The organism is Streptomyces flavofungini, from assembly GCF_014650815.1.
In the GTDB taxonomy this organism is placed as follows: domain Bacteria; phylum Actinomycetota; class Actinomycetes; order Streptomycetales; family Streptomycetaceae; genus Streptomyces; species Streptomyces flavofungini.
This window is the reverse complement of sequence record NZ_BMVR01000012.1, coordinates 168,756-182,297: the sequence shown is the minus strand read 5'-3', so window position 1 is coordinate 182,297 and position 13,542 is coordinate 168,756. Positions and strand designations below refer to the sequence as shown.

Here is a 13,542-nt window from a genome sequence, read left to right as displayed (position 1 = left end):
GCACCGGTAGGGAGGGGGAAAGCCGGATGGGCCGGTCCCCCCTCGGCTGGTGGGATGGTCACGGCCACGGATCCAGGCGCGAAACAGCCGCTGCCCACGGCCGGGGCGGCCCCCGCACGCGCAGACGACCGGAACAGAAGAGGAATCACATGTACGCGTTAGGACGGCGTCGGCGAGTCCTGCTCGGCCTGGCCGGATCGGCCGCGGCCCTCCTCGCCGCGGCGAGTGGACTGACGGCGGCGGCGAAGCCGCAGCAGACCGATCCGCTCCAACGGCAGGTGGACGCGATCCATGAATCCGGGGCCGTGGGCGTGTCCGCCGAGGTGGCCTCACCGGACGCACGGGACAGGGCGCGCGCCGGGACGGCCGAGCGGGGCACGAGCAGGCCGATGCCGTCGAACGGCAGGTTCCGGATCGGTAGCGCCACGAAGACCTTCACCGCCACGGTCGTGCTGCAGCTCGTCGGCGAGGGGCGCATGTCGCTGGCGGACACCGTCGAGCGATGGCTGCCCGGCGTGGTCCGGGGCAACGGCGACGACGGCAGCCGGGTCACCGTGCGCCAGCTCCTTCAGCACACCAGCGGCATCCCCGACACCCTGCCGCACATCCCCGCGCTGCGGAGCGCGGACGGCTATCGGGCCGAGCGGTTCCGCACCTACACGCCCAGGGAGCTGGTGGGCCTCGCGATGCGGGACGGTACCGAGTTCCCGCCGGGCGACGGCTGGTCGTACTCCAACACCAACTACGTCCTCGCCGCGATGATCATCCACGAGGTCACCGGCCGGAGTTGGGCACGGGAGGTGAACGACCGGATCATCCGCCCGCTGCGCCTGCGGGGCACCAGTACGCCCGGCACATTCCCGTCCATCCGCGGCCCGCACGCCCAGGCCTATGCCGCGTTCGGCACCGGCACCGCCATCGACGTCACGGCGCTCAACCCGAGCATGGCCCACGGCTCCGGCTCGATCATCAGCACCACGCACGACCTGAACCGCTTCTACCGTGCCCTGCTCGGCGGCCGTCTGCTGGCCCCGGCGCAGCTCGCCGAGATGACGACCACCAAGGACGCCCCCGAACTGGGCGTGCGGTACGGACTCGGCCTGGGCGAACTCCCGCTGTCCTGCGGCGGCAGCTACTTCGGCCACCCGGGCGAACTGCTCGGCCATCACACCTGGAGCGGCGTCACCCGGGACGGCTCCCGGACCGCCGCGGTGTACACCACCAGCGACGGCGGCAAGGAAACCCAGGAGGCCATGCGCACACTCGTGGACCGGGAACTGTGCCGAAACCGTCCCTAGTCCAGCTCCGACCAGAACCTCTCCAGCACGGGTCCCGGGTTGGGTGGAGGACCAGGCCCGGTGCCGTGGCCGGGGACGTCAGGCCGGGGCCCCAGTGCGCGAACGGATGGGGGACGGCTGAGCGGTACAGGGCGAGGATGGACGACGCCATCGGGGCGTCGAAGCGCTCGCCCATCGCCCGCACCTGGTTCGGCGGGCACGCCTGCCGCGCCGAGCTGCCCGGTGGCGCTGAGGGGGCTGCCGGGGTCGGACTCCGCCAGCGTCGCGGTCGCCCATGCCTCCCCGGACTCCGGCGTCTGCCAGAGTCGGGCGGCGTCGTGCCATACGTAGTCGGGGTGCAGGACGGCCGCGACGTCGATGGCCCAGCTCCGCAGACCGACCACGGACCGGGAGGCGACGCGGGCCACCAACAGGGCGCCCCAGTCGTGCCCCACCAGTTCCAGGGGGCCGTCGAGCGCCGCCAGTTCGCGTTCGAGCCACGACACGTACTCGTCCTTGGCCGAGGCGAACCCGTCGGGAACGGGCGCCCCGAACCCCGGAAGGCGCAGCGCGACGGAGTCCCTGCTCAGACGGGCCCGCAGGGGATCCCACACCTCGGCGGTCTCGGGCACTCCGTGGACAAAGACAGTGGTCACGGTCTTCCTCTCGTGATCGGCATACTGGCTGCCGCGGGGGAGGGTGCTGCAGGGAATCGATGAACGGCGTCACCCTCGGGCGGAACCGCGCCCTCGTCGGGCAGCACACCGAACTCACCTTGTTCAAGGCTGAGTTGGTGAGCGGTGCGGAGGTATGACTTGCTCCGGGCGACGCCCCTGCTCGGGACTCGGGACTCGGGGCTCAGGAGTCAGGAGTCGGTGTCGCCGTCGTGGGAGTGCGGCGTCACTCGCCGGACGCCCACCGCTCGTGGGCCGACGGCTCGCGGCCGAGGAGGGCCGTCGACCGGGTCTGTGCCGTCGAGCGCGGCACGCCCATCGCCTTGGCCAGGCTCCCGTAGGAGCCGCCGAGTTCGCGGTAGCGGCGGACCGCGGCGTCCCTGACGCCCTCCAGGGCGGGAATGAGCCGCTGGTCCAGCGCGCGGACGAGGGTGTGCAAGCGGTTCAGGTCGTCCTCGGGTACGCGGTCGCGATGGTTCCGCTCCAGGGTGCGCAGCAGCGACAGGGCCCACTCCAGGGTGCGGGTGAACTCCTCGACCTGGTTCACGTCGTCGGGGGGTTCGGGGCCCCCGTGGGGGTCGGCCAGGGTGATGTTCAGGGTGCGAGGGTCGTTCTCGTACGGCTCGCGATACTCGGCACGCACGACCACATCACTCATGACGCCTTCCCTTTTGGGGTTTCCGTATACGGCGCGTGTCGGAAGCTGCTGGCACCCCGGTGCGGGTCAGCAGCCAGTGGTGCTTCGGGAGCGTGTCAGACATGCCTCGTAAGCATGTACGGATTTACGTTTCCTTAACGCCTCCTCGGTGGGGCGGCCGTGGGCGGTGTCCGTGCGGGTCATGAGTTCAGCGAGCGCATCTGCTCCATGCCGGACACCATGCACTCCAGGCCGTCGCGGAAGCGCTGGCCCGTGCTGCTGGAGGCGCTGCGCTTGACGTAGTCGGCCAGGGACGCCGGGTGGTCCTGCGTGGCCGAGCTGAGGTAGGGCCCGAGGCGGCTCGCCCACTCTTCCTCGCTCTCGGCGCTCTGCCGGGCCATGGCCTGCCAGGACGCTTCGGACAGGGCCGCGCCCACGGTGTAGTAGTAGATCGCCGAGAGCGCGGAGTCCAGTTGTCTGGGGGAGAAGCGGGCCTGCTCCAGGATCTGGATGATGGCGCTGGTGTGCGCGAGGGCCCGGGGTCCCACCGGAGGGTGCCCGCCCATCAGCTCGATCATCCACGAGTGCCGCAGCAGCACCTCGAACAGGTCGGTCGCACAGGTCTGGATGTCGGCGCGCCAGTTCCCCGAGCCGGACGGCGTGGGCGGGTCGGGGAAGACGGCGTCGATGGCCAGTTCCAGCAGGTCGTCCTTCGTCGGCACATGCCAATAGAGCGACATCGGCGCCGAGTTCAGCGAGTCGGCGAGCTGCCGCATGCGCAGGTTGCGCACACCCCCTTCGTCCAGGAGTCGCACCGCGCCCCGCACGATCTGCTCCCGGCTCAGCGGCTGCTTGGCCGGCCGCTGCTTCAGCTCGCGCAACCAGATCGAGCCAGGTGGGGCGTTCGGATTCGTGTCTCGTCCAGAAGTTTCAGTCACGTCTCTATGCTAACGCAGACTCGTACGTCGTACGATAGATGGTATGCCGTACGGGAACACAGTTGACGGAATCCCGAAGGAGGCCGGCCATGGATGGCGTGGTGCGCGACAGGCGAGGCGGGGGGAAGGGTGGGGACGGCGAGGTCCCAGGGGCGAAGAACCGGTGGGCGGTGCTCGGTGTCCTCTCGCTGAGCCTCCTGGTCGTCGCCCTTGACCTGACCGTGCTGAACGTGGCGCTGCCCACTCTGAGCACCGAACTCGAGCCGTCGTCGGTGCAGTTGCTGTGGATCGTCGACGTCTACTCGCTCGTCGTGGCCGGGCTGCTCATCAGCTGCGGCACCCTCGGCGACCGCCTGGGCCGCAAGCGATTCCTGTGCCTGGGCTTCGTCGTCTTCGGTGCCGCGTCGGCCACCGCGGCCTGGGCGAACGGGCCCGCGATGCTGATCGCGGCCCGCGCGCTGCTCGGCATCGGCGCCGCGATCATCATGCCCTCGACGCTGTCGATCATTCGCAATGTCTTCACGGACCGCAAAGAGCGAACGGTGGCGCTCGCCGTGTGGGCCACCATGTCCGCGGCCGGTGCCGCGGTCGGACCCGTGGTCGGCGGTGTCATGATCGAGCACTTCTGGTGGGGCTCGGTCTTCCTCATCAATGTGCCGATCATGGTCTTCGCGCTGTTCGCCGCGGTGACGCTGGTGCCGGAGTCCCGGCATCCCAACCCGCCGCGCTGGGACACCATTGGCGCGGTCCTCTCCGTCACCGGCCTGATCTCGCTGGTGTACGCCATTCAGCACGGCGGCGCGGAGGGCCTGGAGGCCCAGACCATCGTCACGGGCGTGCTCGGCCTGGTGCTGCTCACCGCCCTGGTGCTCCGGGTCCTTCGGGTGCCCGATCCGCTCTTCGACCCGGCGCTGTTCCGCAACCGCGCGTTCTCCGTGGCGGTCGTGAGCGTGGTCCTCGCCATGTTCGGCATGGGCGGGCTCATGCTGTTGCTCACGCAGCACTGGCAGTTCATCGGCGGCGCCTCGCCGATGGAGTCGGGTCTGCGGCTGCTGCCGCTGCTCCTCGCCACCATGATCGGGGCCCCGATCATGTCCGTCATCGTGCCGAGGTACGGGACGCGGTACGCCATGATGATCGGGATGGGCCTGATCGGCGGGGCCTTCTTCGTCCTGATGAACGTCAAGCCCGACACCGAGTACTGGGTCTTCGCCATCGCCCTCGCGGGCATCGGCGCCGGGGCGGGCTGCGCCATGACGGCCGCGTCGGACTCCATCATGTCGACGGCCGAGGCGGATACCGCGGGCGGCGCCGCGGGCATCGAGGAGACCTCCTACGAACTCGGCAACGGACTGAGCGTGGCGATCATGGGCAGTGTCGCTTCCGCGCTGTTCCGCAGGGAGATGGACACCTCCGTCCCCGGCGTGGACGAGAAGTCCATGGACACCGCGCGGGAGGGCCTCGCCGACGCCATCGGGGTCGCCGGGACGCTGCCGGGCTCGGCGGGGGAGGAGCTGAAGCAGCAGGCCGACGAGGCGTTCGCGTCCGCGTTCGGGTTCACGTCGCTGGTCACCGGCATCCTGCTCGTCCTCGTCGCCATCGCCGTGTTCCTGTTCATCCCGCGGTCGGCGGGGCGGATCACCGCGGCGGCCGAGGGCGGCGGTGACGGGCCCGAGGCGAACGTGGACCTGGTGAAGCAGGCGCCGGGGGAGTCCGCCGAGAACCGGGCCGGGTCCGCGGACCGCTCCTGACCGCAGCACCGGACAGCCGGGACCTGTCACGGGCCCCGGCTGTCCGGCGCTGGTGCGCGCGGCTCTTTCCAGGGGCCCGCGCACGGCTGCGTCAGGACGCGCGCTTGCGGCGCTCGACGAGTTCGAGGATCTTGTCGAGCCGCTCCAGCTCGACCACTTCGTCGTCCGTGATCTCCACGCCGAGCCCCTTCTCCAGGGCGAGGGCGAACTCGACCGAGGCGAGTGAGTCCAGGCCCAGGTCCTCCAGCGTGGACTCCGGGGCGATCTGATCCTCGGAGATGTCGAATTCCTTGGTGAGCAGGGACTTGACCGTTTCGTACACCGTTTCCTCCAGGGAGCGCAGTGTCGGTGGGACCGGCGCGGGGCCCGCGCCGGGGGAACCTCACCCGCGATAGGTGTGCGCCGCGAAGGCCGTCACATCCGGCCACGTCAGCGATGCCGCACCCCAGGCGAGCCCGCCGCCGAACGCCGCGAGCAGTACCCGGTCGCGTGGGCGCAGCCTGCCCTCCGCCGCGGAGTCGGCGAGCAGCAGCGGCAGGGACGCGGCCGCGGTGTTGCCGACGCGCTCGATGTTGGACAGGACCCGGTCGCGCGGGATGCCCAGCTCGTCGGCGACGGCTTCATTGATGCGCGCGTTGGCCTGATGGGTCGCGAGCCGGTCCACGTCCTCGACGGCCCAGCCGGAGCGCTCCAGGACGTCGAGCGCCGACTGGGTCATGCGCTCCTTGGCGTGCCGGTAGACCTTGCGGCCCTGCATCTGCAGATGGTGGTCGCCCGCCTCGGGGACGGTGCCGGAGGACCGCTGCCGGGCGCCGCCCGCGGGGATCTGGATCAGGTCGCTGTGCGTGCCGTCACTGCCGAGCCGGATCGGGCCGATGGCCCCCGGCTCGTCCGGGTCGCCCGCGCGCAGCACGACGGCACCGGCGGCGTCGCCGAAGATGACGGCCGTGTTCCGGTCCTCCGGGTCGACGATGGCGGAGAACGTCTCGGCGCCGATGACGAGGACGTGCTCGGCGAAGCCCGCCGCGATCGCCCCGACCCCGGCCGACAGGGCGTACAGGAACCCGGCGCACACGGCGGCGACGTCGTGCGCGGCGACGGGGCCGAGCCCGAGCGCCGCGGCGACCTCGGGGGCGGTGGCCGGGCAGAGGCGGTCCGGGGTCGCCGTCGCGAGGACGACGGCGTCCACGCCGTCGCGGCCCGCCGACTTCAGGGCCAGCCGCCCCGCCTCGACGGCCAGTTCACGGGTGGCGGTGCCCGGGGGGACGATGTGCCGCTCGGCGATGCCGGTGCGGCTGCGGATCCATTCGTCGGTCGTGTCGAGCCGGGCCTCGAGGTCGGCGTTGGTGACCGTGCCGGGCGGCACATGTCCGGCGACGCCCGTCAGGACGGCCGCGCGTGTGCGGTGCTTGTCCATCTCCTCGGCCCTCACGCCTTCCCCAGCAGGATCGCGCTGCTGACCATGCCGACGGTGTAGTTGAAGGACAGTGCGTGGTCGACGCGCTGCGGCCGGGCGGTGCTGCCCGGTACCGGGTCGAAGAGACAGGCGTCGTCGGGGTCGACGCAGCCCGCGGTCGGGAACACCGCGTCACGCTGGATCATCAGCGACGTGGCCGCCACGCCGAGGCCGCCGAGCGGCCCGCCGTTGTGTCCGAAACAGGCCTCCTGCACGGTGACGGGCAGGCGGGACGCGCGGTCCCCGAAGAGGCTCCGGACGATGTTCGACTCCGTCTCGTGGAAGACGCGGTCGCCCTCGGCGCCGCCGTTGACGTAGTCGATCTGGTCCGGCTCGACGATGCCCGCCATGGCGTCCCGCGAGGCCTGGACCATGCCGGTCCCCGCGCGGTCGATGGCGAAGGCGCTGTGCTGCGGGCTGCGCCGGGTGCGCTGCGCCAGCATCCGGGAGTACGGCACCGCGCCGCGCCGCTCGGCGTGCGCGCGGCTCTCCACGACGATCGTGATCGAGCCGCTGCCCATGTTGGAGCCCGGGGAGTTCTTGTCGTACGGGCGCATCTGCGCGCCCATGGCCAGGGCCGCGTCCTCCATGGCGTCGACGGTGACGCCCTCTTCGGCGCTCAGCTCGGCGTAGCGGTCGAGCAGATCGGCGTAGTGGCGCAGGAAGTCCAGGCCGAACACGTCGGCGCCGGTGACCACCGCGACCTCGACCTCGCCGTCGGCGATCATCCGGTGCGCCATGCCGAGCAGTACCGCGGAGGACGTACAGCCGTTGGAGACGGTGAAGTTGGGGCCGGTGCCGGCCACCACGGACACCTGGACGTTGGCCACGTCCATGGGGATGCCGGTGAGGGCGAGCCGGGTGCCGAGTTCGTTGATCTCGTCCTTGGTGGCCTTGGCGCGGTCGGTGTTGAGGATGTCCGCGTACTGGGCCGACCAGCAGTCACCGCCGTCGCGGGCCGCCAGGATCGCCGCCTCCGACAACGCGCCCGAACGCCAGTCGAGTCCGGCGTCGCCGCACGCCTCCGCCATGGAGATGAGGCCGAGCAACTGCACCGGGGAATAGAGCTTCAGGGCCTTGAGGGGAAGTTCGGGATAACGCTCCTTCACATCCGCGACATCAGTGCGTACTTGACCGAAGAAGACGCCGTCGTTCTCCACGTGACAGGCGCCTGTGGAGACGATGTCCAGGAATTCCGCGGAAGTCGCGCACAGTCCTCCAGGGCCGGGCAGGGCGAATCCCATGCCCGTGACCAATGTGTCGCGACCGGGATCCTGCTGCTGGTCCGCCATGAGACTCCCTGTGTTGCGGGCCGCTGTCGACAGGTCGCCCGCACGCGGTGGGCGCATGCTGATGCCCCGTGCCGTGCCGGTGACGGCTGCCGACGTTAGGGCGGTGACCGGCCGGGGCGTAACCGGCCGCCGGTACCCGGTTTTCGCGCGCGGCAGGTATCAGAGGTACCGAAATCAATAATTGGTACTTCAAGTACCGGTGGTAACTTCTCCCGGGTACCTGCGGACCGATGTCGTCCGGGAGGCCGCCGGATAGTTTTCCGGCATGGCTGAACTGGCTGGACCCGCTGCACGGAAAGACCGCGGGGGCTCGGTACTGGTCACCGGTATCGGCGTCATGCTCCCGGGTGCCACCCACGTCAATGAATTCTGGCAGGACGTGCGCGACGGCAATTCCCGGATCGGCCGTCTGACACGCGTCGATCCGGGAATTGCCGGCGTCGGCGTGGCCGGTGAACTGCGCGACTTCGACCACCGGAAGTTCCTGCCGGAGCTGAACGAGAAATTCGCCCGCCGGTACACGCGGGACGCACTGGTGACGATGTCGGCCGTGGAGGAGGCCCGCCGCGACGCGGGGCTCGGGCCCGACGGCATCGACCCGCGGCGCCTGTCCCTCATCGCCTCGTCCTCACGCGGCCCCCTGGAGTGGGTCAGCGAGGCGTTGGCGGCGGGCGACGACGGCGCCCCACAGGCGGGCGACGCGGGCCACTTCGACGACAGCGGCGCCATGCTGCGCGGCATGCCCGGCGCCCCGGCCACGCTGTCCGCCATCTACGGCGACGTGCGCGGGTTCGTCACCACGCTGAGCAGCGCCTGCGTGGGCGGGCACCACGCCATCGGCTTCGCCGCCGACCTGATCCGCGCGGGCACCGCCGACGCCGTGGTCGTGGTCGGCTACGAATTCCCGCTGACGCCCCTGGTCTTCCAGTCCTTCCGGTCGATGGGCAACCGCGTCCTGTCCACCGAGTCGGACGATCCCCGGCGCGCGATCCGCCCCTACACCCGCGACCGCGAGGGCTTCGCCTTCGGCGAGGGCGCCGTCGCCCTGTGCCTGGAACGGGAGAGCCACGCCCGGGCCCGCGGCGCCGGCGGCTACGCCCGGTTCCTGGCCCACCGGGCGCTGAACGAGGCCACCCACCCCTTCGGCATGGACATGAGCGGTCAGGTCACGGCCACGGCCGTCGCCGAGGCGCTGACGGAGGCGGGCCGGACGCCGCGGGACGTCGACTGGTTCTGCGCGCACGGCACCGCCACCCCGAAGAACGACGTGGCGGAGAGCCGGATGCTCGGCGCGCTGTACGAGGACCGGCCCCGGTCCGCCTGGCCGCCGCTCAGCTCCATCAAGCCCGTCTACGGCCACCTCCTCGGCGGGGCCGCGCTGGTGAACGCGGCGGCCACCGCCCTGGCCCTGCACCACCAGTGCCTGTGCTCGACCGCCAACTACGCGGGCGCCGTACCCGATCCGGAGTGCGACCACGACCACGTCGCGGAGGGCCCCCGGCCGACGCGCGCCGACCTCGCGGTGTCCCTGGCCTTCGCCATCGGCAGCCAGACCTCGGTGCTCGCCCTGGGCGCCGCGTGACCGGTGCCCCGCCCCGGCGGACCGAACCCCTGAAGGAGACCATGAGCACGCACACCGGCACGGCGTCCCGCCCCGTCGTCGTCCCCGACGTCGACTCCCTGGTGTCCCGCTACGTGACGCCGGGCATGCACCTGCACCTGGCCATGACCATGGCCCGGCCCAACGCCATGGTCTACGCGCTGGCGCGGCAGTTCGCGGGCCGGGGCGAGTTCACCGTCAGCACCTCGGCGACGCACACGGCGATGCACGCGCTGACCATGTCCGGCGCCGTCAAACACCTGATCACCTGCTTTCTCGGCGACACCTACCCCACGCCGCGCCCCAACCCGCTCTACCGCGACCTGGTCCGCGGCACCCCGTTCAGCTGCGAGCTGTGGTCGCTGCTCAGCTTCACGCAGCGGCTGATGGCCGGGGCGACCGGGCTGCCGTACGCCGTGACGTCCTCGCTCGTCGGCAGCGACCTGGAGCGCGGGCTCACCGACGGCAATCCCGGCGCGAAGTACCTGAGGATGGCCGACCCGGCCGCCGGGGAACGGCCGTTCGCCCTGGTGGAGCGGCTGCGCCCCGACCTCACCCTCGTGCACGGCGCCTGCGCGGACCGGCGCGGCAACATCGTGCTCGTGCCGCCCGCGGGCGAGGGCGCCTGGGCCGCGTACGCCGCCGAACAGGGGGTGATCGCCACGGTGGAGCGCATCGTTCCTGACGACTTCATCGACGCCCACCCCGAGCGGGTCGTCATCCCCGGGCAGCGCGTGCTCGCCCTGTGCGAGGCGCCGCTCGGCGCGCACCCGCAGTCGCTGCGCGGCCTGGCCACCGGCGACGAGGGCGGCGACGTGGTGGGCTACCGCGACGACTACGCCTTCCTCACCGATCTCGTCGAGCGCCTCGCCACCGAGGACGGGGCCAAGCAGTGGTACCGCGAGTGGGTGGAGGAACCCGCCGGGCATGCCGAGTACGTACGCAAGCTCGGCGCCGCACGCCGTACCGAACTGACCCTGGCTGCGCAGCCGTTGACCCCGCGAGAGCCGCTGGCCCCGCCGCCGCTCCCCGTCACCGCCCAGCCGGTGACGCGCGCCGAGCGGACCATCGTCCTCGGGGCGCGCGCCATCGTCGAACGGGTCACCGACGACGGGTACGACACCCTGCTCGCCGGCATCGGCGTGTCCCACCTGGCCGCCTGGCTGGCCGCCGCGCTGCTGCGCGAGCGGGGCGTCCGGGTGCCGGTCTGCGCCGAACTCGGCTTCTACGCCACGGATCCCGAGCCCGGTGACGTGTTCCTGTTCAGCCAGCTGCACGCCACCCGCTCCCAGCAGCTCGGCGGCATCCCGGAGATCCTCGGCGGGATGGTGTCGGCGAACCCGCGCTGCCTCGGTGTCCTCGCGGCCGGTGAGGTCGACGCGGACGGCAACGTCAACACCAGCCTGCTGGCGGACGGCCGGTGGCTGACCGGCTCCGGCGGCGCCAACGACATCGCCACGAGCACCGACTGCCTGGTCCTCTCCACGGCCTCACCGCGCAAGTTCGTCGAGCGCGTCGCCTATGTGACCAGCCCCGGCACCCGGGTGCGCGAAGTGGTCAGCCACTTCGGCCGGTTCCGGCGCACGGAGGGCGAGGCGGGCACGGACAGGCCCGGCCCCTTCCGGCTCGCCACCTGGCTGCCGCCCGGCGGCGACGGCCCTGCCGCTCCCGAGGAGGCGGTGGCGGCCCTGACGCGGTGGCCCGTGAGCAGCGCGGGCTGCACGGCGGAACCGGAAGTCACCGAGGCGGAGATCGCCTGGCTGCGCAGTCTCGATCCGCAGGGTTTCTACAGGTGAGGAGCACGGTGTGAGCGGTGGAATCTGGATGGGCAAAGGCCTGTCCTTCCGGGGCTTCGGGCACTACTTCCCGCGGCACTGCGAGGAGATCCCGGCGGACCTGCCGGAGGCGCCCGAGGCGGAGGCGGCGGTCCTCGGACCCGACCTCGGCGTGGAGCGGCGGCACCTGTCCGACGACACGGAGACCGTGCCGTACATGGCCGTGGAGGCCGGACGGCACGCGCTGCGCAACGCCGGTCTGGAGGCCGACGACCTCGACCTGGTGGTGTTCTCCTCCTGGTCGCAACGCCGGTACGCGCCCGAGGACGCACCCCGGATCGCCATGCGGCTCGGGGCCGGGCGGGCCCTGGCCTTCGATGTGTGCGCGGCCTGCGTCGGCTTCGTGCACTCCGTGCAGACCGCCGCGGCGATGCTGACCAGCCACCAGTGGCGGCGCGCCCTCGTGGTCTGCTCCGACCAGTTCTCGCGGCGGCTCAAGCCCGGACGGCGCGGCAGTTACGTCGGCGGGGACGGGGCGGGCGCGGCGGTTCTGGAGGCGGGGTCGCCGGACGACTCCCGGCTGCGGGACTCCGTCGTGCTCAGCTACGGCGAGCACGCGGGCGTCTCCAAGGCCCGGGGCAGCGCGGGCTGGACGGTCAGCCTGCCCTCGATCGCGCAGGTGGCGGCCGCGACCGCGGGCGAGGCCACGGACCTGGTGCTGCGGCGGGCCGGTATGACGATGGCCGACGTGGACTGGGTGGTGCCGCACCCGGGCTCGACCCGGATCAGCGAGGAGCTGGTGCGGCGCATCGGCGCCGACCCCGCGATGGTCCTGACGAACCTGCGCACCCGCGGCCAGACGACCAGCGCGACCATCCCGAGCGCGCTGTCGGAGTTCACCGAGTCCGGCGAACTGCGCAAGGGCGACGTGATCCTGTCGCCCGCGGCGGGCGCGGGCTGGTTCTCCGGAGCTCTGCTGTACCAGCTCTGAAGACGAGGAAAGGATGCCCATGTCCGAAACCCAGCCCGCAACCCAGTCACCGCTCGACCACGGCGGTCCGCCGGTCGTCCTCAGCGGTGTCGGCCACTACTTCCCCGGCGAGCCGGTCACCAACGACCACTTCGCCCAACTGCCCGGCCTCGACGTCGACGACGCCTGGATCCGCAGGTACACGGGCGTACGCACCCGCCACTGGGCCGGACCCGAGGAGCGGTTCGCCGAGATGGGCGTCAAGGCGGCGCGGCAGGCCCTCGACGACGCGGGCCTCGACATCTCCGACGTGGACGTGATCGTCGGCACCAGCGCGACCGCGCGGCCGCGCGCCAACCCGTCCTCGATCGGCAACAACTACATGGACATCTCCCTGCCGGTGCAGCGGCAGTTGGGCGCGCGGGACGCGTTCTGCTTCGACGTGACCGCCGTGGCCTGCGCGGGCTTCCTGTACGCGAGCGTGGTGGCCCGCGGCCTGCTCGCGACGACGGGCGCCAGGACCGCCCTCGTGGTGTGCGCCGAGAGCCCGCGCGCCATCCTGAACTTCGGGTTCAAGAACTCCGCGCTGTTCGGCGCGGGCGCGGCGGCGGCCGTCTGGCGCCGCGGCGAGTCCGTGGGCGGCGGAACCGACGGACTGCCCACCCGCAGCGGCATGGTCGACGTGGTCCTGCGCGCCGACGGCCGCTACTACGACGCCTTCGACATCGACGAGAACGACAAGATGGTGATGCGCGGGGGAGTGCTCTCCGAGGTCACCCCCGACATGCTCGTCGACGCCGGGCAGACGGTCCTCAAGCGCAACGGCCTGACACCGGAACAGATTTCCTGGTGCGTTCCCCACCAGGCCAACACCAATCTCCTGCACCCGATGGCCGACCGCCTCGGAATTCCCCGCGAACGCATGCTCCTGAACCTGCCGCGGCGCGGAAACACCTCCAGCGTGGGCATGCCGAGCGCACTCTCCGAATACGTGCGCGACGGCACGGTGAAACCCGGCGAACTGCTCCTCGGCGTCAGTATCGGGCGCGGATTGAGCTGGGGCGCCATGGTTTTCCGGTATCAGTGACGCGCGGTACCAAAAGCGCCGTACAGGAAGCGCTGCGACGGAAAGTGCGCCGTACCGCAGGTGAATCCGAGAGCGAGAGGTGAAC

General features: G+C 71.6%; 12 protein-coding genes. 6 read left to right on the top strand and 6 right to left on the bottom strand.

Features of this window, described 5'->3' with window-relative positions; all coding sequences use genetic code 11:
* Nucleotides 1–149 precede the first annotated feature (149 nt).
* Nucleotides 150–1,298: a serine hydrolase domain-containing protein gene (locus IE274_RS28810; protein WP_190118829.1), complete on the top strand. Its 1,149-nt coding sequence runs from the start codon at nucleotides 150–152 to the stop codon at nucleotides 1,296–1,298.
* Here IE274_RS28810 and IE274_RS28805 read toward each other — a convergent pair.
* From IE274_RS28805 to abrT, 3 genes are all read right to left on the bottom strand, one after another.
* Complete coding sequence (locus IE274_RS28805; RefSeq protein ID WP_190118828.1) at nucleotides 1,295–1,933, bottom strand: alpha/beta fold hydrolase; 639 nt, start codon at nucleotides 1,931–1,933, stop codon at nucleotides 1,295–1,297. The two genes, IE274_RS28810 and IE274_RS28805, sit on opposite strands and share 4 nt — an antisense overlap.
* A 244-nt stretch (nucleotides 1,934–2,177) precedes the next feature.
* Nucleotides 2,178–2,609, bottom strand: coding sequence for a hypothetical protein (locus IE274_RS28800; protein WP_190118827.1), 432 nt, complete (start codon nucleotides 2,607–2,609; stop codon nucleotides 2,178–2,180).
* 179 nt (nucleotides 2,610–2,788) lie between these two features.
* Nucleotides 2,789–3,526: an HTH-type transcriptional regulator AbrT gene (abrT, locus tag IE274_RS28795; protein WP_190118826.1), complete on the bottom strand. Its 738-nt coding sequence runs from the start codon at nucleotides 3,524–3,526 to the stop codon at nucleotides 2,789–2,791.
* Nucleotides 3,527–3,615: 89 nt separating this feature from the next.
* Between abrT and IE274_RS28790 the strand changes: the two genes are divergently transcribed.
* Nucleotides 3,616–5,277 carry an MFS transporter gene (locus IE274_RS28790; RefSeq protein WP_190118825.1) on the top strand — a complete coding sequence of 554 codons (1,662 nt, stop codon included), beginning with the start codon at nucleotides 3,616–3,618 and terminating at the stop codon, nucleotides 5,275–5,277.
* A gap of 91 nt (nucleotides 5,278–5,368) precedes the next feature.
* On the opposite strand, the gene IE274_RS28785 is transcribed toward IE274_RS28790, so the two are convergent.
* From IE274_RS28785 to IE274_RS28775, 3 genes are read right to left on the bottom strand one after another with little or no spacing between them, the layout of a single operon-like run.
* Nucleotides 5,369–5,599 (bottom strand): acyl carrier protein, encoded by a 231-nt coding sequence (locus IE274_RS28785; protein ID WP_190118824.1) that lies wholly within the window; start codon nucleotides 5,597–5,599, stop codon nucleotides 5,369–5,371.
* A gap of 60 nt (nucleotides 5,600–5,659) precedes the next feature.
* Entirely contained in the window at nucleotides 5,660–6,694 is a 1,035-nt protein-coding gene (locus tag IE274_RS28780) for a beta-ketoacyl-ACP synthase III (protein WP_190118823.1), read from the bottom strand.
* Nucleotides 6,695–6,705: 11 nt separating this feature from the next.
* Complete coding sequence (locus IE274_RS28775) at nucleotides 6,706–8,025, bottom strand: beta-ketoacyl synthase N-terminal-like domain-containing protein (RefSeq protein WP_190118822.1); 1,320 nt, start codon at nucleotides 8,023–8,025, stop codon at nucleotides 6,706–6,708.
* Between the two features lie 265 nt (nucleotides 8,026–8,290).
* Here IE274_RS28775 and IE274_RS28770 point away from each other — a divergent pair, with 265 nt between their 5' ends.
* From IE274_RS28770 to IE274_RS28755, 4 genes are read left to right on the top strand one after another with little or no spacing between them, the layout of a single operon-like run.
* The gene (locus IE274_RS28770; protein WP_229909866.1) at nucleotides 8,291–9,607 is read left to right on the top strand and encodes a beta-ketoacyl-[acyl-carrier-protein] synthase family protein; all 1,317 of its coding nucleotides are present in this window, start codon (nucleotides 8,291–8,293) and stop codon (nucleotides 9,605–9,607) included.
* A gap of 41 nt (nucleotides 9,608–9,648) precedes the next feature.
* On the top strand, nucleotides 9,649–11,421 hold the full coding sequence (locus IE274_RS28765) for a CoA-transferase (RefSeq protein ID WP_229909865.1): 1,773 nt from the start codon (nucleotides 9,649–9,651) through the stop codon (nucleotides 11,419–11,421).
* A 10-nt stretch (nucleotides 11,422–11,431) separates the two neighbouring features.
* The gene (locus tag IE274_RS28760; protein ID WP_190118820.1) at nucleotides 11,432–12,391 is read left to right on the top strand and encodes a ketoacyl-ACP synthase III; all 960 of its coding nucleotides are present in this window, start codon (nucleotides 11,432–11,434) and stop codon (nucleotides 12,389–12,391) included.
* 19 nt (nucleotides 12,392–12,410) lie between these two features.
* Entirely contained in the window at nucleotides 12,411–13,457 is a 1,047-nt protein-coding gene (locus IE274_RS28755) for a 3-oxoacyl-ACP synthase III family protein (RefSeq protein WP_190118819.1), read from the top strand.
* Nucleotides 13,458–13,542 lie beyond the last annotated feature (85 nt).